The sequence below is a fragment of the Bradyrhizobium sp. USDA3516 genome (assembly GCF_057651995.1).
In genome coordinates, this window is sequence record NZ_JBYGYN010000002.1 from 715203 (window position 1) to 734386 (window position 19184).

20 protein-coding genes are annotated in these 19184 nt (G+C 65.5%); 9 read left to right on the forward strand and 11 right to left on the reverse strand.

The window, feature by feature from the left end; translation table 11 throughout:
* Positions 1-2 precede the first annotated feature (2 nt).
* A complete protein-coding gene (gene lptM / locus AC24YW_RS09200; RefSeq protein ID WP_487482415.1) occupies positions 3-296 on the reverse strand; it encodes an LPS translocon maturation chaperone LptM in 294 nt (97 codons plus the stop codon).
* Positions 297-389: 93 nt separating this feature from the next.
* The gene (gene argH, locus AC24YW_RS09205) at positions 390-1787 is read right to left on the reverse strand and encodes an argininosuccinate lyase (RefSeq protein ID WP_487482416.1); all 1398 of its coding nucleotides are present in this window, start codon (positions 1785-1787) and stop codon (positions 390-392) included.
* A 100-nt stretch (positions 1788-1887) separates the two neighbouring features.
* On the opposite strand from argH, the gene tlpA reads away from it, so the two are divergent.
* A complete protein-coding gene (gene tlpA / locus AC24YW_RS09210) occupies positions 1888-2553 on the forward strand; it encodes a thiol:disulfide interchange protein TlpA (RefSeq protein ID WP_487482602.1) in 666 nt (221 codons plus the stop codon).
* 4 nt (positions 2554-2557) lie between these two features.
* On the opposite strand, the gene AC24YW_RS09215 is transcribed toward tlpA, so the two are convergent.
* From AC24YW_RS09215 to AC24YW_RS09240, 6 genes are all read right to left on the reverse strand, one after another.
* Positions 2558-2752, reverse strand: a complete 195-nt coding sequence (locus AC24YW_RS09215) for a hypothetical protein (protein ID WP_487482417.1) — start codon at positions 2750-2752, stop codon at positions 2558-2560.
* 76 nt (positions 2753-2828) lie between these two features.
* Entirely contained in the window at positions 2829-3710 is an 882-nt protein-coding gene (locus tag AC24YW_RS09220) for a 3-hydroxybutyryl-CoA dehydrogenase (protein ID WP_487482418.1), read from the reverse strand.
* A gap of 191 nt (positions 3711-3901) precedes the next feature.
* Positions 3902-4846, reverse strand: a complete 945-nt coding sequence (locus AC24YW_RS09225; protein ID WP_487482419.1) for an electron transfer flavoprotein subunit alpha/FixB family protein — start codon at positions 4844-4846, stop codon at positions 3902-3904.
* Complete coding sequence (locus AC24YW_RS09230; protein ID WP_487482420.1) at positions 4846-5595, reverse strand: electron transfer flavoprotein subunit beta/FixA family protein; 750 nt, start codon at positions 5593-5595, stop codon at positions 4846-4848. The genes AC24YW_RS09225 and AC24YW_RS09230 overlap by 1 nt, the downstream gene beginning before the upstream one ends.
* Before the next feature lie 127 nt (positions 5596-5722).
* On the reverse strand, positions 5723-6307 hold the full coding sequence (locus AC24YW_RS09235) for a cob(I)yrinic acid a,c-diamide adenosyltransferase (protein ID WP_487482421.1): 585 nt from the start codon (positions 6305-6307) through the stop codon (positions 5723-5725).
* A gap of 2 nt (positions 6308-6309) precedes the next feature.
* The gene (locus tag AC24YW_RS09240; RefSeq protein ID WP_036020744.1) at positions 6310-6504 is read right to left on the reverse strand and encodes a twin transmembrane helix small protein; all 195 of its coding nucleotides are present in this window, start codon (positions 6502-6504) and stop codon (positions 6310-6312) included.
* Positions 6505-6751: 247 nt separating this feature from the next.
* On the opposite strand from AC24YW_RS09240, the gene AC24YW_RS09245 reads away from it, so the two are divergent.
* Positions 6752-7645 (forward strand): YihY/virulence factor BrkB family protein, encoded by an 894-nt coding sequence (locus tag AC24YW_RS09245; RefSeq protein WP_487482422.1) that lies wholly within the window; start codon positions 6752-6754, stop codon positions 7643-7645.
* Here AC24YW_RS09245 and AC24YW_RS09250 read toward each other — a convergent pair.
* Positions 7572-8837, reverse strand: coding sequence for an ATP-binding protein (locus AC24YW_RS09250; RefSeq protein ID WP_487482423.1), 1266 nt, complete (start codon positions 8835-8837; stop codon positions 7572-7574). The two genes, AC24YW_RS09245 and AC24YW_RS09250, sit on opposite strands and share 74 nt — an antisense overlap.
* A 101-nt stretch (positions 8838-8938) precedes the next feature.
* Complete coding sequence (gluQRS, locus tag AC24YW_RS09255; protein ID WP_487482424.1) at positions 8939-9811, reverse strand: tRNA glutamyl-Q(34) synthetase GluQRS; 873 nt, start codon at positions 9809-9811, stop codon at positions 8939-8941.
* A 112-nt stretch (positions 9812-9923) separates the two neighbouring features.
* Here gluQRS and AC24YW_RS09260 point away from each other — a divergent pair, with 112 nt between their 5' ends.
* Positions 9924-10577 carry a DNA-3-methyladenine glycosylase family protein gene (locus tag AC24YW_RS09260; RefSeq protein WP_487482425.1) on the forward strand — a complete coding sequence of 218 codons (654 nt, stop codon included), beginning with the start codon at positions 9924-9926 and terminating at the stop codon, positions 10575-10577.
* On the opposite strand, the gene AC24YW_RS09265 is transcribed toward AC24YW_RS09260, so the two are convergent.
* On the reverse strand, positions 10574-11461 hold the full coding sequence (locus AC24YW_RS09265; RefSeq protein WP_487482426.1) for a LysR family transcriptional regulator: 888 nt from the start codon (positions 11459-11461) through the stop codon (positions 10574-10576). The genes AC24YW_RS09260 and AC24YW_RS09265 overlap by 4 nt on opposite strands.
* 175 nt (positions 11462-11636) lie before the next feature.
* On the opposite strand from AC24YW_RS09265, the gene AC24YW_RS09270 reads away from it, so the two are divergent.
* The 6 genes from AC24YW_RS09270 to AC24YW_RS09295 all read left to right on the forward strand — a co-directional run bounded on the left by AC24YW_RS09270 (position 11637) and on the right by AC24YW_RS09295 (position 19178).
* On the forward strand, positions 11637-12611 hold the full coding sequence (locus AC24YW_RS09270; RefSeq protein WP_487482427.1) for an NAD(P)H-dependent flavin oxidoreductase: 975 nt from the start codon (positions 11637-11639) through the stop codon (positions 12609-12611).
* A 35-nt stretch (positions 12612-12646) separates the two neighbouring features.
* A complete protein-coding gene (locus tag AC24YW_RS09275) occupies positions 12647-13828 on the forward strand; it encodes an ABC transporter substrate-binding protein (RefSeq protein ID WP_487482428.1) in 1182 nt (393 codons plus the stop codon).
* Between the two features lie 22 nt (positions 13829-13850).
* Positions 13851-15377 (forward strand): acyl-CoA synthetase, encoded by a 1527-nt coding sequence (locus AC24YW_RS09280; RefSeq protein ID WP_487482429.1) that lies wholly within the window; start codon positions 13851-13853, stop codon positions 15375-15377.
* A 161-nt stretch (positions 15378-15538) separates the two neighbouring features.
* Entirely contained in the window at positions 15539-17302 is a 1764-nt protein-coding gene (locus AC24YW_RS09285; RefSeq protein WP_487482430.1) for a flavin-containing monooxygenase, read from the forward strand.
* Between the two features lie 142 nt (positions 17303-17444).
* Positions 17445-18422, forward strand: coding sequence for a peptidyl-alpha-hydroxyglycine alpha-amidating lyase family protein (locus tag AC24YW_RS09290; protein ID WP_487482431.1), 978 nt, complete (start codon positions 17445-17447; stop codon positions 18420-18422).
* Between the two features lie 198 nt (positions 18423-18620).
* Positions 18621-19178, forward strand: coding sequence for an HNH endonuclease (locus AC24YW_RS09295; RefSeq protein ID WP_008543309.1), 558 nt, complete (start codon positions 18621-18623; stop codon positions 19176-19178).
* Positions 19179-19184 lie beyond the last annotated feature (6 nt).

Genomic DNA, 19184 nt, shown 5'->3' on the forward strand with positions numbered 1-19184 from the left:
GCTTATTTCCTGCCGGGAGGTTCGTCCAGGAGCGGGTCGAGAATAAACGATTTCTTCCGGCCCTTGGCAGCCGCGGGCGCGGCATCCGCGCTCGCGGTGGGCTCGAACAGGCTCGGCGCCTTCTGGGCCGCGGTCTCGGGCTCGACAGGCGCGGCGCCCGTGGCCGAGGACGTGTTGGAGGCGGTCGGCGGCAGATCCAGCGGGCCCTTGCGGCCGCAACCGGCAAGCGCGAGCGCCGTCAGGCTCAAGACAATGATGGCCCACCCCGAGCCGGCCGGGCGAAACTTTGACGTCACGACGAAATCCCCACTACGCGCGGCGCACCATACAGAGATTGGCGCGTTCTGGCGAGAGCCGGATGACCATGAAACATAAGCGAAATTTTGCCCTCAGCCCAATTTTCGCTCTTTTTCCAGCCGCTTCGCCCAGGCCTTAGCCTGAGCTGTCACGTTCTTCGGCGCGGTGCCGCCAAAGCTGGTGCGGCTCTTCACCGACGATTCGACCGAGAGCACGCCGAGCACGTCCTTGGTGATTTTGGGCTCGATCGCCTGCATTTCCTTGATCGGCAGCTCGTGCAGCGCGACGCCCCCCTCGGCGGCCTTGGCGACGATGCGGCCCGTGACGTGGTGGGCCTCGCGGAACGGCATCTTCAGCGTCCGCACCAGCCAGTCGGCAAGGTCGGTCGCCGTGGCGTAACCCTCGCCCGCGGCCGCCTTCATCTTGGCTTCGTCCGGAACGAGATCTCGGACCATGCCGGTCATGGCGCGGATTGCCAGCGACAGCGCGGCAAATCCCTCCATGGCGCCCTGCTTGTCCTCCTGCATGTCCTTTTGATAGGCGAGCGGCAGGCCCTTCATGACGATCAGGAGGCCGTTGAGCGCGCCGATGACGCGGCCGGTCTTGGCCCGCACCAGCTCGGCGGCGTCAGGGTTGCGCTTCTGCGGCATGATCGAGGATCCCGTAGTGAACTTGTCGCTGAGCCGGATCATGCCGACCAGCGGCGAGGTCCAGATCACGATCTCCTCGGCAAAGCGCGACATGTGGACGGCGCAGATCGAGGCGGCCGACAGCGTCTCCAGCACGAAGTCGCGGTCGGAGACGGCATCGAGCGAGTTTGCCATCGGCCGGTCGAAGGCAAGCGCCTTCGCGGTGGCGTGGCGGTCGATCGGGAACGAGGTGCCGGCGAGCGCAGCCGCGCCCAGCGGCGATTCGTTCAGCCGCTTGCGGGCGTCCTGGAAGCGGCCGCGGTCACGCGCGGCCATCTCGACATAGGCCAGCAGGTGATGGCCGAAAGTGACGGGTTGCGCCGTCTGCAGATGCGTGAAGCCGGGCATCACGGTTGCGGCGTGCTCCAGCGCGCGGTCCACCAGGGCCTGCTGGAACGCGGCGAGCGCGGCATCGGTCTCGTCGATGACGTCGCGGACGAACAGACGGAAGTCGGTGGCGACCTGGTCGTTGCGCGAGCGCGCGGTGTGCAGCCTTCCGGCGGCGGGGCCGATCAGCTCGGACAGGCGGCTCTCGACATTCATATGAATGTCCTCGAGCGCGCGCTTGAATTCGAAGCCGCCCTTGCCGATCTCTGACAGGATTGTGTCTAGACCCTTGCCGATATTTTTCGCATCAGAAGCCGTGATGATGCCCTGATTGGCCAACATCGCGGCGTGGGCCTTGGACGCGGCAATGTCCTGGGCGAAGAGGTGACGATCGACGTCGATGGAGACGTTGATCTCTTCCATGATCTCGTCGGGGCGTTCCGAGAACCGGCCGCCCCACATCTTGTTGCTCATGATCCCCTGCTCACGCCTGATTTGCCGCACGTTTGCTGGCCGCGGCCAGCCGTATTAAGAGGCCCCTGATAGCCATATCTGCGACCGGATGACAAACGATATGCTCGACCCGAAGCCCTCCGCCACGCGCCGCATCCCCCTCGTCATCGCCACTGTTGCGATCGTCGGGGTGGCGGGCTTCGCCGCGCTGTACGGGTTCGGCCTGAGCCGGGCGCCGTCAGGCGATCCGACCTGCAAGCCGGCGGTCGCGACGGCCTCGAGGATCGCCCCGCTCGCCCATGGCGAGGTGGCGGCGCTGACCATGGCGAGCGCCCCCTTGAGATTGCCCGACCTTGCCTTCGAGGATTCCGAGGGCAAGCCGAAGAAGCTGTCCGACTTCCGCGGCAAGACCCTGCTGGTGAACCTCTGGGCGACCTGGTGCGTGCCTTGTCGCAAGGAGATGCCGGCGCTGGACGAGCTCCAGGGCAAGCTGTCGGGCCCGAATTTCGAGGTGGTGGCGATCAACATCGACACCCGCGACCTCGAGAAGCCGAAAACCTTCCTGAAAGAGGCCAATCTGAGCCGGCTCGGCTATTTCAGCGACCACAAAGCCAAGGTTTTTCAGGATCTTAAAGTCGTGGGACGGGCGCTGGGCATGCCCACCTCGGTGCTGGTGGACCCGCAGGGCTGCGAGATCGCGACGATCGCGGGACCGGCGGAATGGGCGAGCGAGGACGCGCTCAAGCTGATCCGGGCAGCAACAGGCAAGGCCGCCGCCGCACTTTGAGGGATTATGCTGTCACGTTGAGATTGCCGCCGACGCCAGGGGCGACATTGGCGAGCGAGGGCTGGCCGGCGCCGAGCAGCGTCAGGACGGTGGATTTCTCCATGTCCGCGTTCTGCTTGGTCAGCGTCGCCGCGATATTCGACTGCAGCGCGCCTTGTTGTGCGGCCAGCACGGTGCTGACCATTGCCATCATGTCCATTACGCGAACCCTCGTACCGGCCGTAACCTAGACGCGAGAGGTTAACGCGACATGAAATGTCACAGGACAGATCGCGTCAGCGCGTCGGCACCGGCTTGGCGCCGCGGTAATCGTAGAAGCCGCGCTGGGTCTTGCGGCCGAGCCAGCCGGCCTCGACGTATTTCACCAGCAGCGGGCACGGGCGGTACTTGGAATCGGCCAGCCCCTCGTGCAGCACCTGCATGATGGAGAGGCAGGTATCGAGGCCGATGAAATCGGCCAGCTCGAGCGGGCCCATCGGATGATGCGCCCCGAGCTTCATCGCCGCGTCGATCGCCTCGACGTTGCCGACGCCTTCATACAGCGTGTAGATCGCCTCGTTGATCATCGGCAGCAGGATGCGGTTGACGATGAAGGCGGGGAAATCCTCGGAGACCGCGACCTGCTTGCCGAGCTTGCCGACGAATTCCTTGGCGGTCTCGAAGGTGGCGTCGTCGGTGGCGATGCCGCGGATGAGCTCGACCAGTTCCATCAACGGCACCGGATTCATGAAATGAATGCCGATGAAGCGTTCCGGGCGGTCGGTGGCGGCTGCGAGGCGCGTGATCGAGATCGACGACGTATCGGAGGCGACGATCGCCTCCGGCTTCAACACGGCGCAGAGCTCGTGGAAGATCTTGCGCTTGACCTCTTCCTTCTCGACCGCGGTCTCGATGACGAGGTCGCAATCGGCGAGGTCGTCGAGTTTCTCGGCGGGCGTGATGCGCGACAGCGCCTTGGTCTTGGCCTCCTCGGTGACGGCCTTCTTGGAGACCTGGCGCGCCAGATTGCCGTTGATAGTGGCCATGCCCGACTTGAGGCGGTCGGCCGAAACGTCGTTGAGCACCACGTCGAAGCCGGCGAGCGCCGCAACATGGGCGATGCCATTGCCCATCTGACCCGCGCCGATCACGCCGACCTTCTTGATCACTGCCGCCATAATGTCATCCACCGGAACGGCGCGCATGTCGCGCCTGCCTATCCCCCGAGCCGGGAGGACCGATTTAATCAGAACCTTGGCTCGAAACCTAGATTGGATCGCTTCGAAGGCGCGCCCCACGCCAAAGAAAACGCCTCAGAAATGCAACACCGGCCGGAGTTTATACCTCCGGCCGGTGTTTTCGATGCCTTTTACTTGCCGAGCTTGCCGAGTTCGTCCGTTAGCTCCGGAACCGCCTGGTAGAGATCGGCGACCAGGCCATAATCGGCGACCTGGAAGATCGGCGCGTCCTCGTCCTTGTTGATCGCAACGATCACCTTGGAGTCCTTCATGCCGGCCAGATGCTGGATGGCGCCGGAAATGCCGACCGCGACGTAAAGCTCGGGGGCCACGACCTTGCCGGTCTGTCCGACCTGCCAGTCGTTCGGCGCATAGCCGGCGTCCACCGCGGCGCGCGAGGCACCGACACCGGCCCCAAGCTTGTCCGCGAGCGGCTCGATGTACTTGGCGAAGTTCTCCCGGCTCTGCATGGCGCGACCACCGGAGACGATGATCTTGGCCGAGGTCAGCTCGGGACGATCGCTCTTGGCGACTTCCTCACCGACGAAAGTCGACAGGCCCGGATCGGCGGCCGCCGCCACGGTCTCGACCGGGGCGCTGCCGCCCTCGCCTGCTGCAGCGAAGGTCGAGGTGCGGACCGTGATGACCTTCTTGGCGTCCTTCGATTTCACCGTCTGGATGGCGTTGCCGGCATAGATCGGACGCTCATAGGTGTCGGGCGCGACCACCTTGGTGATCTCCGAGACCTGCATGACGTCGAGCAGAGCGGCGATGCGGGGCATCACGTTCTTGAAGCGGGAGGTCGCCGGCGCGACGATGGCGTCATAGCCGGACGCCAGCGACACCACCAGCGCGGCCAGCGGCTCGGCGAGATCGTGCGCGTAGAGGTCGCCGTCGGCGAGCAGCACCTTCTTCACGCCAGCGAGCTTGGCAGCGGCATCCGCTGCAGCCTTGGCGTTCTGGCCGGCAACCAGCACTTCGACATCCGCGCCAAGCGCGGCTGCCGCGGTCAAGGCCTTGTTGGTGGCGTCCTTGAGCGACGCGTTGTCGTGTTCGGCAATCAGAAGCGTCGTCATCAGAGCACCCCGGCTTCGTTCTTGAGTTTCGACACCAGCTCGGTGACGTCCTTGACCTTGACGCCGGCCTTGCGGCCCGCGGGCTCAGTCGTCTTCAGAACCTCGAGGCGCGCGGCGATGTCGACGCCGTAATCGGCGACGGTCTTCTCCGCGATCGGCTTTTTCTTCGCCTTCATGATGTTTGGCAGCGAGGCGTAGCGTGGCTCGTTGAGGCGGAGATCGGTGGTGACGATCGCCGGCCCCTTCAGCTTCACGGTCTGGAGACCGCCATCGACTTCGCGCGTAACCTTGAAGTCGCTTCCTTCGACCTCGAGCTTGGAGGCGAAGGTCGCCTGCGACCAGCCGAGCAGCGCGGCCAGCATCTGGCCGGTCTGGTTCGAGTCGTCGTCGATCGCCTGCTTGCCGAGAATGATCAGGCCCGGCTGCTCTTCTTCCGCAACCTTCTTCAGGATCTTGGCGACGGCGAGCGGCTCGACGGTGCCGTCCGCCTTCACCAGGATGCCGCGATCGGCGCCCATGGCAAGACCGGTGCGGATCGTCTCGGACGCCTGCGCCGGTCCGATCGAGACCACCACGACCTCGGTGGCCTTGCCGGCTTCCTTCAGGCGCAGCGCTTCCTCGACAGCGATTTCGTCGAAGGGGTTCATGGACATCTTGACGTTGGCGAGTTCAACGCCCGATCCATCGCCCTTGACGCGGACCTTGACGTTGTAATCGACCACCCGCTTTACCGGCACTAAGACCTTCATCGATCCTCTTTCACTCAATCTGGGAGGGGGGTTATCAACTGGCGCGGAACCTAAAGGCCTGATCTGCCCCGGTCAACGCGCGAACGGGCCTAATTTCGGCCTTCTGAAATGCGCCGAGCGCGATGGGTCAGCGGTTCTGGCCGGGAACCCAGAGCACGTCGCCGGCACCATTGCCGTTCACGGCCCGGCTGGCCACGAAGAGAAAGTCGGACAGGCGGTTCATATATTGGATGCCAGCCGCGCTGACCGGCTCGCCGGGCTGGGCCGCCAGTTCCACGATCACGCGTTCCGCCCTGCGGCATATCGTGCGCGCCACATGGAGGTGGGCCGCGGCCGGCGTGCCGCCGGGAAGCACGAAGGAGGTCAGCGGCGCGAGCTTGTCGTTGAGCGCATCGATGTCGCGCTCGAGCCGCTCGACCTGGCTCGCCACCACCCGCAGCCGCTCGGCCTTGCCTTTGTCCTTGTCTTGCCGCTCCGGCACCGCGAGATCGGCACCAAGATCGAACAGATCGTTCTGGATGCGGCCGAGCATCGCGTCGAGCTCGGGCGTCTCCCTGGTGTGGAGCCTGGCCACGCCGATCGCGGCGTTGGTCTCGTCGACGGTGCCATAGGCCTCGATGCGCCGATCGTATTTCGGACGCCGCTCGCCGGTTCCGAGCGCCGTCGTGCCGTCGTCACCAGTCTTCGTGTAGATGCGATTAAGTACGACCATGATCAGCGTCCCATTGCCCAGACCGCGAGCATCGCGACGATGATCGCCACGAACTGAAGCAGCACGCGCCAGCGCATCAGCTTCTGCGAGGTGTTGGGCGAGCCGCCGCGCATCATGTTGATAAGCCCGAGCAGCAGCACCAGCGCCACGGCGCCGGCTGCGGCCGGCAGGATGAAAGTACTCAGGAAAGATGCCATTTGAGGGTAGATAACACCGTGTGTGCCGGTCCGCCATCTCCAGCTCGTCATTCCGGGGCGATGCGGGGGACCGAGCGCAGCGAGGCCCGACGCATCGAGCCCGGAATGACGGCGCGGCGCTTCGCGAACTGGCTTTTGGGCCAAGAATATCAGATGGTAGCGCGATGATTTTTCGATTTGCGCCCATTGCTTGTTCTCCTGGCCTCTCCCTACGTGCAGAGGGAGAGAGCAGCGATCTAGGTGCCAAGTGAAAGCCATCCGCTACATTTACTGCGTCGTTGAGGACGCGTTCTACACGTTCCTCGCCGATGACGGCTGGGCGATCGCGAGCCACATCGCGCTGTCGACGCTGATGGCGTTGTTCCCATTCCTGATCGTGCTGACCGCGCTCGCCGGCTTTTTCGGCTCCAAGGAACTCGCCGACCAGGCCGCCAGCCTGATGCTCCAGGTCTGGCCCAAGCAAGTCGCCGATTCAATTTCGGGCGAGGTGCATGACGTGCTGACCACCACCCGGACCGGCCTTTTGACCATCGGCGCAGCGCTGTCGGTTTATTTCGCCTCGAACGGCGTCGAGGCGCTGCGGGTCGCGCTCAACCGCGCCTATGCGGTGGTGGAGATGCGAAGCTGGTACTGGCTCCGGCTGGAATCAATCGCCTATACGATCATTGCGGCCTTCACCGCGCTCGCCATGGCGTTCCTGATCGTGCTCGGTCCTCTCATTATCGAGGCCGCTCGGCGCCACATTCCATTGTTCGTGGAATCCAACGAAAGCATCCTCACCTGGTTGCGCTACGGCATCACCATCAGCGCGCTGGTGGTGGCGCTGATCATCCTGCATGCCTGGCTGCCGGCGGGGCGGCGCAGCTTCTTCCAGATCCTGCCCGGCATCATCTTCACCATCGTGGCGTCGCTGATATCAGGTATCGTGTTCGGACAATATCTCGCGCGCTTTGCCAACAATTACGTGACGATGTATGCGGGCCTCGCCTCGGTGATCATCGCGCTGGTGTTCCTGTACTTCATCGCCGCGATCTTCGTTTACGGCGGCGAGCTGAACGCCGCGATCATCAAGTCGCGGCTTCCTCACGGCGTGTCGCTTCAAGCAGCGCAGTCGCTAAAGCCCGCGGAGACACAGGCTTGACCAGGAAGGCGTCGGCGCCGGCCTCGCGAGAGGCGGCCTCGTCCTCGCTGCGGCCGGACACGCCGATGATCGGGATCTGAGCCAGCGGCGTCGTCAGCCTGCGAATCCGCCTGATAGCCTCGATGCCGTCGATGCCCGGCAGCACCATGTCCATCAGCACCGCGTCGAACGCGCCCTGCTCCAGCCGGTTCACGGCGTCCTCGCCACGCCCGATGAACTCGGCATGATGGCCGAGCTCGGTCAGGATGGTGTTGAGCACGACGCGGCCGAACGGGTTGTCCTCGACGCTGAGAACGCGAAGCGCAGCCACCGCCTCGGGCTCGCTGCCGTCCTTTGCCTTGCGGGTCTTGCCCCGTCCCGCCGAGTCCAGCGACACCGTCAATGTGAAGGTGGCGCCGCCACCCCGGCGCGGAGCGACGGTGATGTCGCCGCCCATCGCACGCGCCAATTGCTTGACCGAGGAGAGCCCCAAGCCGGCACCGCCGAAGCGTGCGGCAATGGTGACATTGGCCTGGGTGAACGGGCGGAACAGCCGCTTGATCTCGGCCATGGTCAGGCCGATGCCGCTGTCGGACACAGCAAAGGCGACGCCCACCGTGGCCTTTGCTTTGCGCTTTGCTTTACCTTTGGCCGGACGCCACGGCGCGACCGCGAGGGCCACTCCGCCCTCGTCGGTGAATTTCACGGCGTTGTCGATCAGGTTCTCGAGCGCAGCGCGCAGGCGGACGGAATCACCGACCACGAGCCCGGGGATCTTGTCGGCGATCTCGATCTTGGCCTGGAGACCTTTGGCCGCGGCGCGGCCGGCCAGCGAATCGCCGGCGGTGCGGGCGAGCGCCTTGAGATCGAACAGGTCCTGCCGCGGCGTGCTGGCGCCCTTCTCGGTTTTGGCAGCATCCACGAACAGCGTGGCGAGGCTCGCCAGATGCTCGGCGCCTGCCTTGATGGTGTCGGCCCAGCGCCGCTCCCGCTCGCCGAGATCGGAGGTCGCGAGCAGATCGCTGATCGCGAGAATGCCGGTGAGGGGGGTGCGGACCTCATGGGCAAAAGCGGCCAGCGCCGCCTGGACGACATCCGGCGCGACCGCCTTGGTGCTGCTCTTGCGCAGCCGGCCGGCCGCCTTGGGTCGCTTCCGAAGCGGCCGCCGCCTGGACGTCCGGGTGGTGCGCACTGGACGCGTCTTCGCCGCCATGAATCCCCTTCGAAGTACCCTCTTCGAACCCCGCGCTGGCCAAGCATGGCACGGAGGAACGCCCGGAGTCACGGCGACGTTTCGCTAACCCCCAGAGAAACTTAACCTAATCCCACCAGCCGGCAGATCGCGGCAGGCGTGAGGCCGGCCGTGCGCAATTCGCGCAGACCCGTCGAGCGGGTCGATTTCGACAGCTTCCGACCCGCTTCATCGCGAATCAGCCGGTGATGGCGGTATGCCGGCTGGGGCAGGCCGAGCAGGACCTGGAGCAGGCGGTGCACCGACGTGGCGTAAAACAGGTCCTGCCCCCGCACGATCTCGCTGGCGCCCTGAAGCGCGTCGTCGACGACAACCGAGAGATGGTAGCTGGTCGGCGTCTCCTTGCGGGCCAGGACGACATCGCCCCAGGCCTCCGGCCGCGCCGGGACCATGCCGGACTCGCCGTCCGGCCCCTCGCCGAGCTCGTTCCAGCTCAGGCCGGCAACGCGGCGGCAGGCGGCCGCCATGTCGAGCCGCAGCGCATAGGGCGCGCCCGAGGCAATCAGCTTTGCGCGCTCGTCAGCCGGGAGCGATTTGGCCTTGCCCGGATAAAGCGGCGCGCCGTCGGGATCGCGCGGCCACGGCCCGTCGGCCTCGCGCGCCGCCACCAGCCTTGCGATCTCGGCCCGGCTCTCGAAGGCGGGATAGACGAGACCGAGCGCAGAAAGCGTGTCCAGCGCAGCGCGATAATCGGCGAGATGTTCGGATTGACGCCGCACCGGTGTCTCCCAGGCAATCCCGAGCCAGGCGAGATCCTCGTAGATCGCCGTCTCATAGTCCGGCCGGCAGCGCGTCGCGTCGATGTCCTCGATCCGCAGCAGCAATCGGCCGCCGGACTCGCGCGCTCGGTCGAAATTGAGCAGCGCGGAATAGGCGTGGCCGAGATGCAGGAAGCCGTTCGGGCTCGGGGCAAATCGGAAAACGGGTGGTGTCATCAGATGAATCTCGTCATGGCCGGGCTCGACCCGGCCATCCATCTTCCAAGGACTCTGTTACGATAGGAGATGGATGCGCGGGTCAAGCCCGCGCATGACGAGTTGAAAGACCATGACCATCCACCTCGAAACCCAGTCCGATCTCGAAGAGGCCGTTCACGCGCTGATCAAGCGCGATCCGCGCCTCAAGCCCGTGCTGGAGATCGCGGGCATGCCGGCGTTGCGGCGGCGCGAGCCGGGTTTCGCGGGGCTTGCCCACATCGTCTGCGGGCAGCAACTGTCGACCGCGAGTGCCGCGGCGATCTGGGGACGGTTGTCGGCGGCGTTCGATCCGTTCGATCACGACGCCGTGCGCCGCGCCCGCACCGACCGGCTGGGACGGCTCGGCCTCTCCGCCGCCAAGATCAAGACGCTCAAGCATCTCGCCCGCGAGATCGCCGCGCAGCGGCTGAACCTTGACGTGCTCGCCGAGGAGGATGCCGACGCGGCACATCACACCCTGATCGCTCTGCCCGGCATCGGCCCCTGGACGGCCGACCTCTACCTCTTGTTCTGTCTCGGCCATGGCGATGCCTGGCCGGCCGGCGATCTCGCCGTGCAGGAGGGCATCCGCATCGGGCTCGGCCTCAAGGCGCGCCCGACCGAGAAGCAGATGGCGCCGATCGCCGAGCCCTGGCGTCCGCTGCGCGGTGCGGCGGCGCATCTGTGGTGGAGCTATTACCGCGCGGTGAAGAAGCGCGAGGGCGTGCTCGCGGAATCGGGCTAACCGCGCAGCCGCGCGCGGTCGGTCCGGGCGCATTCGGCGACGAAATCGATCACGGCGCGCACCGCCGGGAGCTCGACGAGGTCGGGATGGGCAAGCAGCCAGAGATCCGCGACGCTGGCGAGCTTCTGCGGCGCGACGCGCACGAGATCGGAATAGCTTTCGGCGACGAAGCACGACAGCGCGGAGATTCCGATGCCGGCGCGGACCGCGGCCAGCATGTCGCCCTGGGACGAGCAGCGCATCGCCACCCTCGCCTGCCGCGTGACGAGGTCGCTCCAGCGCGCAAGCTGCGCATTGGAGGTCTGATCGGCGAAGCCGATGACGCTGTGCTCCTTCCAATCGGCGCGCCGTTCAGGCAGGGACCGCCCGGCGGCATAATCGCGCGAGGCATAGAAGCCCGTGCCGAGACGGCCGATCTTGCGGCCGACCAGATTCTCCTCCCCGCTGTCGAAGGGCCGCAGCACCACGTCCGCCTCGCGCCGGCGCACGCTCGCCGGAAACGGATGGGTGATGATCTCGAGCTGGATATGATCGTGCGCGCGCAGGAAGGCTGGCAGACGCGGCATCAGCCAGTGCGAGGCCAGCGTCGCGCCGATCGACAGCTTGACGATGCCGCGCGCCTTGTGTCCACCCGCCGCCACTGCGGTCTCGGCCCGGAGCGCTGCGGCCGCCATGGCCTCGGCGTGCTCGCGCAAGGTCCGTCCATCCGCGGTCAGCGCGAGGCCCTCGGCGGCGCGCGCCACCAATCTTGTGCCGAGCTGGGCTTCCAGCGCGGCGATCTTGCGGCTGACGGTGGGATGGCTGGTGTGCAGGCGGCGGGCGGCGGCGGTGAAGCTGCCGGTCTCGGCGACCGCGACGAAGGTCTTGCAAAGGTCCCAATCCATCGGCGGCCCTGTTCATACCTGAATGATCGTCCGTTCATTATTGAACGGCCGGGCGGCGCCGTCCAACCCTATAATGGGATCAAATCCGCGGCCACGGCCCATCCGCCCGCGCGACAATCAAAGGGAAACGCCTCGTCATCCGCCCGCCGGCGGGGCCGCGTTTCGGGAGGACATGATGGCACTGCCCACTCTCTTGAAGGATTCGCTCGAGCTGCCCGTGGTCGGCTCACCGCTGTTCATCGTCTCCGGCCCGGAGCTGGTCATCGCCCAGTGCAAGGCGGGCGTCGTCGGTTCCTTTCCCGCGCTCAATGCCCGCCCGGTCGACATGCTCGGCGAATGGCTGAGCCGGATCGAGGACGAACTCGGCGAGTACAAATCGCGCAATCCCGGCAAGAAGGTCGCGCCCTACGCCGTCAACCAGATCTGCCATGCCTCGAACGACCGGCTGATGAAGGACATGGAGACCTGCGTCAAGCACAAGGCGCCGATCATCATCACCTCGCTGCGGCCGCCGGCGGAGATCGTCGAGGCCGCGCATTCCTATGGCGGGCTGGTGTTCCACGACGTCATCAACGTCAAGCACGCGCGCAAGGCCGCCGAGCAGGGCGTCGACGGCCTGATCCTGGTCTGCGCCGGTGCGGGCGGACACGCCGGCACGCTGTCACCCTTCGCGCTTGTGCGCGAGGTCAAGCAATGGTTCGACGGCGCCGTCCTGCTGTCGGGCGCGATCAGCGACGGCTATGGCATCGCCTCGGCGCTGACGCTGGGTGCCGACCTCGCCTATATGGGCACGCGTTTCATCGCGACGCAGGAAGCCAATGCCGACCCCGCCTACAAATCGGCGCTGACGCAGCACGCCGCGCACGACATCGTCTACACCAACCTGTTCACCGGCGTGCACGGCAATTATCTCGGCCCGTCGATCGCTGCCGCCGGCCTCGATCCGGACAATCTCCCCGCCGCCGACAAATCGAAGATGAATTTCGGCTCCGGCGGCAACATGAAATCCAAGGCGTGGCGCGACATCTGGGGATCGGGCCAGGGCATCGGCCAGATCACCGATGCCCCGCCCGTCGCGGAGCTCGTCGACCGCATGAAGCGTGAATTCGATCAGGCGAGACAGGATTTCCTGATGCGCGTCAGCGCCTGACGTCTCCAACTGACAAAACAAAACGGGAGGATATCATGAAGCTGGTAGCCGCACTGATCGGTCTGTCCCTGCTGGCGCTCGCCACGGACAACGCCCGCGCCGAAGGCACGGAGATCCGCATCGGACAGACCCTGCCCTATAGCGGCCCGGCCTCCGGCTTCGGCGCGATCGGCCGGACGCAGGAGGCGTTCTTCGAGAAGGTCAATGCCGAAGGCGGCATCAACGGCCGCAAGATCAAGTTCATCACGCTGGACGACGCCTATTCGCCGCCGAAGACGGTCGAGCAGACCCGCAAGCTGGTCGAGCAGGACGAAGTGCTGATGCTGTTCGGCTCGCTCGGCACCGCCACCAACAGTGCCGTGCATCGCTACCTCAACGGCAAGAAGGTGCCGCAGCTGTTCGTGCTGTCCGGCGCGACCAAATGGGCCGATCCGCAGAAATACCCATGGACCATGCCCGGCATGGCCGCCTACGAATCCGAAGGCGTGGTCTATGCCAAGCATGTGCTGCGCACCAAGCCGGGCGCCAAGATCGCCATCCTCTCCCAGAACGACGATTTCGGCCGCGACTATGTCGCCGGCTTCAAGCGCGCGCTCGGCGACAAGGCTGCCGGCATGATCGTTGCCGAAGCGACCTACGAGACCAGCGCGCCGACGATCAGCTCGCAGCTCTCGACCCTGAAGGCATCGGGCGCCGACGTGCTGTTCGGCGTCGTGCTCGGCAAGTTCACCTCGCAGATGATCAAGGGCGTCGCCGAGCTCGGCTGGAAGCCCGAGCTGTTCTTCGTGCCGACCTCGGCCTCGTCGATCTCGTTCCTGGAGCCGGCCGGGCTCGACAACGCCGTCGGCCTGATCTCGTCGAGCAACCAGAAGGACACGATGGACCCGCAATGGGCCGGCGATCCCGGCGTGAAGGAGTATTTCGCCTTCATGAAGCAGTACATGCCGAATGCGGACCTCTCCAACTCCAATTATGCGGCCGGCTACCACTACGCGACGCTGCTGATGACGGTGCTGAAGGCGTGCAAGGACGACTTCAGCCGCGACAACATCCTGCGCCAGGCCGCCTCGCTGAAAGAGGTGAAGCTGCCGCTGCTGCTGCCCGGCATATCCGTCAGCACCGGCGCCGACGACTATCTGCCGTTCCAGCAGCTGCAGCTGCGGCGCTTCAACGGCAAGAGCTGGGTGGGCTTCGGCGACGTGCTGGACGATCGCTGACTCGAACGGAATAGGACAGACCATGATCATCAGCGGCGAACGCCGGATCGGCTATGACGAGATCCAGGCGCGCATCAGACGCGCGGCGAGCGGGCTTCGCGCCCTCGGCCTTGCCGAAGGCGCACCGGTTGCCATGATGCTGCGCAACGACTTCGCCTTGTTCGAGGTGGTCGCGGCCTCGGCCGCACTGGGCAGCCCCGTGGTGCCGATCAACTGGCACCTGAAGGCCGAGGAGGTCCGCTACATCCTGACCGACAGCGGCGCGAAGATCCTGATCTGCCACGCCGACCTGCTGCCGCAAATCCGCGGCGGCATTCCGGAGGATGTCCGCCTGCTCGTCGTCGCGACCCCGCCCGAGCTGGCAGCGACCTTCGCCATTCCCGGTGAGCTGACCGAGATCCCGGCGGATCTCACCGATTGGGACCGCTGGCGCGACGGCCACACGGAGATGCAGGAGCCGCCCCGCCGCGCCGCGGCGATGATCTACACGTCGGGGACCACGGGCATGCCGAAGGGCGTGCGCCGCATGCCGATGCAGCCGGAGCAGGCCGCCGCCTCCGAGCGGGTCGGCGCGATCGCCTACGGCATCAAGCCGCGCGAGGACCAAGTCGTGCTGATCAACGGGCCGATGTATCACTCGGCGCCGCATTCCTACGGCATGATGGCCTTCCGTAACGGCTGCACCATCGTGCTTCAGCCGCGCTTCGACGCCGAGGAGCTGCTGGCGCTGATCGAGCGCCACCGCGTGACGCATATCCACATGGTGCCGACCATGTTCGTCCGTCTGCTGCGCCTGCCCGAAGCCGTCAGGCAGCGTTACGACCTGTCGTCGCTGCGCTTCGTCGTGCATGGCGCGGCGCCCTGCCCGCCCGAGGTCAAGCGGGCCATGATCGAATGGTGGGGACCGGTCATCAACGAATATTTCGGCTCGACCGAGACCGGAATCCCGGTCTGGCACTCAGCGGAAGAAGCGCTGAAGAAGCCCGGCACGGTCGGACGCGCCATCGAAGGCGGCATCGTCAAGATCTTTCGCGACGACGGCAGCCTCTGCGATGCTGGTGAGGTCGGCGAGATCTACATGCGCCAGACCGCGGTGCCGGATTTCGACTATCACGGCAAGGCGCAGGCGCGCGCCGAGGCGGGGCGCGACGGTCTCGTCAGCGTCGGCGACGTCGGCTATCTCGATGAGGACGGCTATCTGTTCCTGTGCGACCGCAAGCGCGACATGGTGATCTCGGGCGGCGTCAACATCTATCCCGCCGAGATCGAGAACGCGTTGATCGCGATGCCCGGCGTACGCGACTGCGCCGTGTTCGGCATCCCGGACGCGGAATATGGCGAGCGGCTGTGCGCCTGCATCGAGCCCGACAAGGCAGAGCAGCTCTCCGCCGCCGCGGTGCAGGCTTTTCTGCGCGAGCGTCTGGCCAACTTCAAGGTGCCGAAGGAGGTCAAGTTCCTGGATGCGCTGCCCCGCGAGGCGACCGGAAAGATCTTCAAGCGCAAGCTGCGCGATCCCTATTGGGCGGACCGCAGGCCGGGCGGCGCCTAAGTCGTTCTCCGGCCGCGTCCGCGCGTGGGATGGCCGGCAATATTCCGTCCGGGCAGGGCCGCATGCCGGCCTCGCTCGGGTCCGCGGCTTTTGGCGGGCGGCGAAACCGTATAGCGTTCGATCTCTGAGGAAACGCCGCGAAGACGGCCATGAGGTCGCGCATGCTGGACCGGACGCAGGATATTTCCATCGCCGCACAAGCCTGGCTCGACGACTTCGAGCGCGCATTAAGCAGAGCCGATCCCGCGACGCTGGACCCGCTCTTTCTCGCCGACGGCTTCTGGCGCGACGCGCTGGCGTTGAGCTGGAACCTGCAGACAATCGCGGGCAGCGCTGCGATCGCACAGGAGCTGGCGGCGTGCGCGCCCAACGCAGTGCCGATCCATTTCCGGATCGCGCCGAACCGGGCGCCGCCGCGCTGGGTGACGCGGGCCGGCACCAAGAGCATCGAGGCGATCTTCAACTTCGAGACCGCGATCGGCCGCGGCGGCGGCATCGTGCGGCTCGTACCTGACGCTGCCGACGGCGACCGCCTGAAGGCATGGACGCTGCTGACCGCACTCGACGAGCTCAAGGGCTTCGAGGAACAGCTCGGCACCTCGCGCCCGCGCGGCCAGGCCTATTCGCGCGACTTCCGCGGGCCGAACTGGCTCGACCAGCGCGACGCCTCGCGCGCCTATGCCGATCGCGACCCGGCCGTGCTGGTGGTCGGCGGCGGCCAGGCCGGGCTCGCGATTGCGGCGCGGCTGAAGCAGCTGAAGGTCGATACCCTGATCGTCGATCGCGAAATGCGGGTCGGCGACAATTGGCGCAAGCGCTATCACGCGCTGACCCTGCACAACCAGGTGCAGGTCAATCACCTGCCCTATATGCCGTTTCCGCCGAACTGGCCGGTCTACATCCCCAAGGACAAGCTCGCCAACTGGTTCGAGGCCTATGTCGATGCGATGGAGCTGAACTTCTGGACCGGCACCGAGTTCGAGGGCGGCGCCTATGACGAGGCCGAGGGACACTGGACCGTCACCCTGCGCCGCGCCGACGGCAGCAGGCGCACCATGCGTCCGCGCCACGTGATCATGGCGACTGGGGTCAGCGGCATCGCCAATATTCCTGACATTCCGACGCTCGACAATTTCAACGGCACGATAGTGCATTCCAGCCGTTACGAGGACGGCGAGAACTGGACCGGCAAGCGTGCCATCGTCATCGGCACCGGCAACAGCGGTCACGACATCGCGCAGGATCTTCACTCCAGCGGCGCCGAGGTGACGCTGGTGCAGCGTTCGCCGACGCTGGTCACCAATATCGAGCCGTCGGCGCAGCTGGCCTATGCGATCTACAATGAGGGCACGCTCGAGGACAACGATCTGATCGCGGCCTCGATGCCGACGCCGCTCGCGAAGAAGACGCATGTGATGCTGACCGAGCAGTCCAAGCAGCTCGACAAGGAGCTGCTCGACGGCCTCTCGCGCGTCGGCTTCAAGCTCGATTTCGGTGAGGCCGGCACCGGCTGGCAGTTCAAATACCTCACCCGTGGCGGCGGCTATTATTTCAACGTCGGCTGCTCCAACCTGATCGTCGACGGCAAGATCAAGCTCAGGCAGTTCGACGACATCGCAGGTTTCGTCGCTGAAGGCGCGCGGATGAAAGACGGCTTCACCATTGCGGCCGACCTCATCGTACTCTCCACGGGATACAAGCCGCAGGAATATCTGGTGCGAAAACTGTTCGGCGACGGCATCGCCGACCGCATCGGCCCGATCTGGGGTTTTGGCGACGGCTTCGAGCTGCGCAACATGTATGCGCGCACCAAACAGCCCGGCCTCTGGTTCATCGCCGGGAGCCTGGCGCAATGCCGGATCAACTCGAAATATCTGGCGCTGCAGATCAAGGCGATCGAGGAAGGGATTCTGGCACGAATATAGCTACAGCCGTCATTCCGGGGCGCGCCTAGCGCGAGCCCGGAATCCATTTATCCACGAGAACGCCGTACGATGGATTCTCAGATGCGCAATTACGCATCATAGTTCACGCTTCGCGTGCCCCGGAATGACAAGAGGAGAGACCATGTCAGCCATTCTCGGCAGCGGCGAACACCGCTACCGCGTCGTCGACAACTTCGCAAAACTGCCGGACGGCTGGCAGCTCACCGACGTCGCCTCCGTCGCGGTCGACAGCAAGGACCGCGTCTACGTCTTCAACCGCGGCGCCCACCCGATGGTGGTGCTGGACCGCGAGGGCAATTTCCTGCGCAGTTTTGGCGAAGGCCTGTTCTCGCGCGCGCACGGCCTGCATATCGACGTCGACGACAATCTCTATTGCACCGATGACGGCGACCACACCGTGCGCAAATGCACCACCGACGGCAAGGTGCTGCTGACGATCGGCATCCCGGCAAAGCCGGCGCCGTTCATGAGCGGCGAGCCGTTCCACCGTTGCACCCACACCGCGCTGTCGCCGAAGGGCGAGATCTACGTCTCCGACGGCTATGGCAATGCGCGCGTGCACAAGTTCACGCCCGACGGCAAGCTGATCAAGAGCTGGGGCGAGCCGGGCATCGATCCCGGCCAGTTCAACATCGTGCACAATATCGCCACCGATGCCGACGGCTGGGTCTATGTCGCCGATCGCGAGAACCACCGCGTCCAGGTGTTCGACGGCGAGGGCAAATACGAGACGCAGTGGAACAATCTGCACCGGCCCTGCGCGCTGTGCTGTTGCGGCGGGGCCAGGAGCCCGACCTTCGTGATCGGCGAGCTCGGCCCCGGCCTCGCCATCAACCGCAACGTACCCAATCTCGGCCCGCGGCTGTCGATCGTGGACGCCAAGGGAAATCGCATCGCGCGGCTCGGCGGCGAGGAGGGGCCGGGCGTTGCCAGCGGCAAATTCCTGGCGCCGCACGGCATCGCGCTGGACTCGAAGGGCGATATCTATGTCGGCGAGGTCGGCGTCACCAATTGGGAGACCAGCTTTCCGGACGAGGAGATGCCGGCCGCGGTGCGCGCCACGCGCTGCCTGCAGAAGCTGGTGCGGGTACGGGAGTAGCTGCCGTCGCAAAGGCGCCCACGTTAAGCGGTTCCGCGTGCCCCCTGGATCGCGGCCTTTTGAGCACTTTTGCCACCCCGCCGCCGCATTGCTTGCGCTTGAATAAGTCGCTCAACGGGCTTCACAATCCCGTCACGCTGCATGTAGTATGTCACTACATGCTGCTTCGCAGCGTACATTGGAGGCCGGGAGCGTTACTTGAACGCACATGTCTCGCAAGGCAGTTGGCCGGTGTTGGTGCTGAATGCGGACTTCCGGCCGCTGAGTTACTACCCACTGTCGTTGTGGTCGTGGCAAGACGCGATCAAGGCGGTGTTCCTCGACCGCGTCAACATCGTCGCACATTACGATCAGGCGGTTCGAAGTCCCACGCTGGAAATGCAGCTGCCCAGCGTCGTCTCGCTCAAGTCCTTCGTCAAGCCGACCACCCACCCCGCCTTCACGCGCTTCAACGTCTTCCTGCGCGATCGTTTCGCCTGCCAATATTGCGGCTCGCCCGAAGACCTCACCTTCGATCACATCATCCCGCGCAGCAAAGGCGGCCAGACCACCTGGGAGAACGTGGTCGCTGCGTGCTCGCCGTGTAATTTGCGCAAGGGCAACCTCACGCCGGCGCAAGCCAAGATGTTTCCGCGCCAGAGCGCGTTCGCACCGACCGTGCACCAGCTCCACCGCAACGGCCGCCTGTTTCCGCCGAACTATCTGCACGACAGCTGGCTGGACTATCTGTACTGGGATACGGAGCTGGATCCGTAGGGTTCA

Bases quoted from the DNA above. Each gene is read 5' to 3' on its own strand.
- AC24YW_RS09220 (WP_487482418.1), bottom strand. From the start codon at position 3,710: ATGGCGGCAGTGATCAAGAAGGTCGGCGTGATCGGCGCGGGTCAGATG.
- AC24YW_RS09215 (WP_487482417.1), bottom strand. From the start codon at position 2,752: ATGGACATGATGGCAATGGTCAGCACCGTGCTGGCCGCACAACAAGGC.
- AC24YW_RS09250 (WP_487482423.1), bottom strand. From the start codon at position 8,837: ATGGCGGCGAAGACGCGTCCAGTGCGCACCACCCGGACGTCCAGGCGG.
- AC24YW_RS09260 (WP_487482425.1), top strand. From the start codon at position 9,924: ATGACCATCCACCTCGAAACCCAGTCCGATCTCGAAGAGGCCGTTCAC.
- AC24YW_RS09230 (WP_487482420.1), bottom strand. From the start codon at position 5,595: ATGAAGGTCTTAGTGCCGGTAAAGCGGGTGGTCGATTACAACGTCAAG.
- AC24YW_RS09265 (WP_487482426.1), bottom strand. From the start codon at position 11,461: ATGGATTGGGACCTTTGCAAGACCTTCGTCGCGGTCGCCGAGACCGGC.
- AC24YW_RS09290 (WP_487482431.1), top strand. From the start codon at position 17,445: ATGTCAGCCATTCTCGGCAGCGGCGAACACCGCTACCGCGTCGTCGAC.
- argH (WP_487482416.1), bottom strand. From the start codon at position 1,787: ATGAGCAACAAGATGTGGGGCGGCCGGTTCTCGGAACGCCCCGACGAG.
- AC24YW_RS09240 (WP_036020744.1), bottom strand. From the start codon at position 6,504: ATGGCATCTTTCCTGAGTACTTTCATCCTGCCGGCCGCAGCCGGCGCC.
- AC24YW_RS09225 (WP_487482419.1), bottom strand. From the start codon at position 4,846: ATGACGACGCTTCTGATTGCCGAACACGACAACGCGTCGCTCAAGGAC.
- AC24YW_RS09285 (WP_487482430.1), top strand. From the start codon at position 15,539: ATGCTGGACCGGACGCAGGATATTTCCATCGCCGCACAAGCCTGGCTC.
- AC24YW_RS09270 (WP_487482427.1), top strand. From the start codon at position 11,637: ATGGCACTGCCCACTCTCTTGAAGGATTCGCTCGAGCTGCCCGTGGTC.
- gluQRS (WP_487482424.1), bottom strand. From the start codon at position 9,811: ATGACACCACCCGTTTTCCGATTTGCCCCGAGCCCGAACGGCTTCCTG.
- tlpA (WP_487482602.1), top strand. From the start codon at position 1,888: ATGCTCGACCCGAAGCCCTCCGCCACGCGCCGCATCCCCCTCGTCATC.
- AC24YW_RS09275 (WP_487482428.1), top strand. From the start codon at position 12,647: ATGAAGCTGGTAGCCGCACTGATCGGTCTGTCCCTGCTGGCGCTCGCC.
- AC24YW_RS09280 (WP_487482429.1), top strand. From the start codon at position 13,851: ATGATCATCAGCGGCGAACGCCGGATCGGCTATGACGAGATCCAGGCG.
- AC24YW_RS09235 (WP_487482421.1), bottom strand. From the start codon at position 6,307: ATGGTCGTACTTAATCGCATCTACACGAAGACTGGTGACGACGGCACG.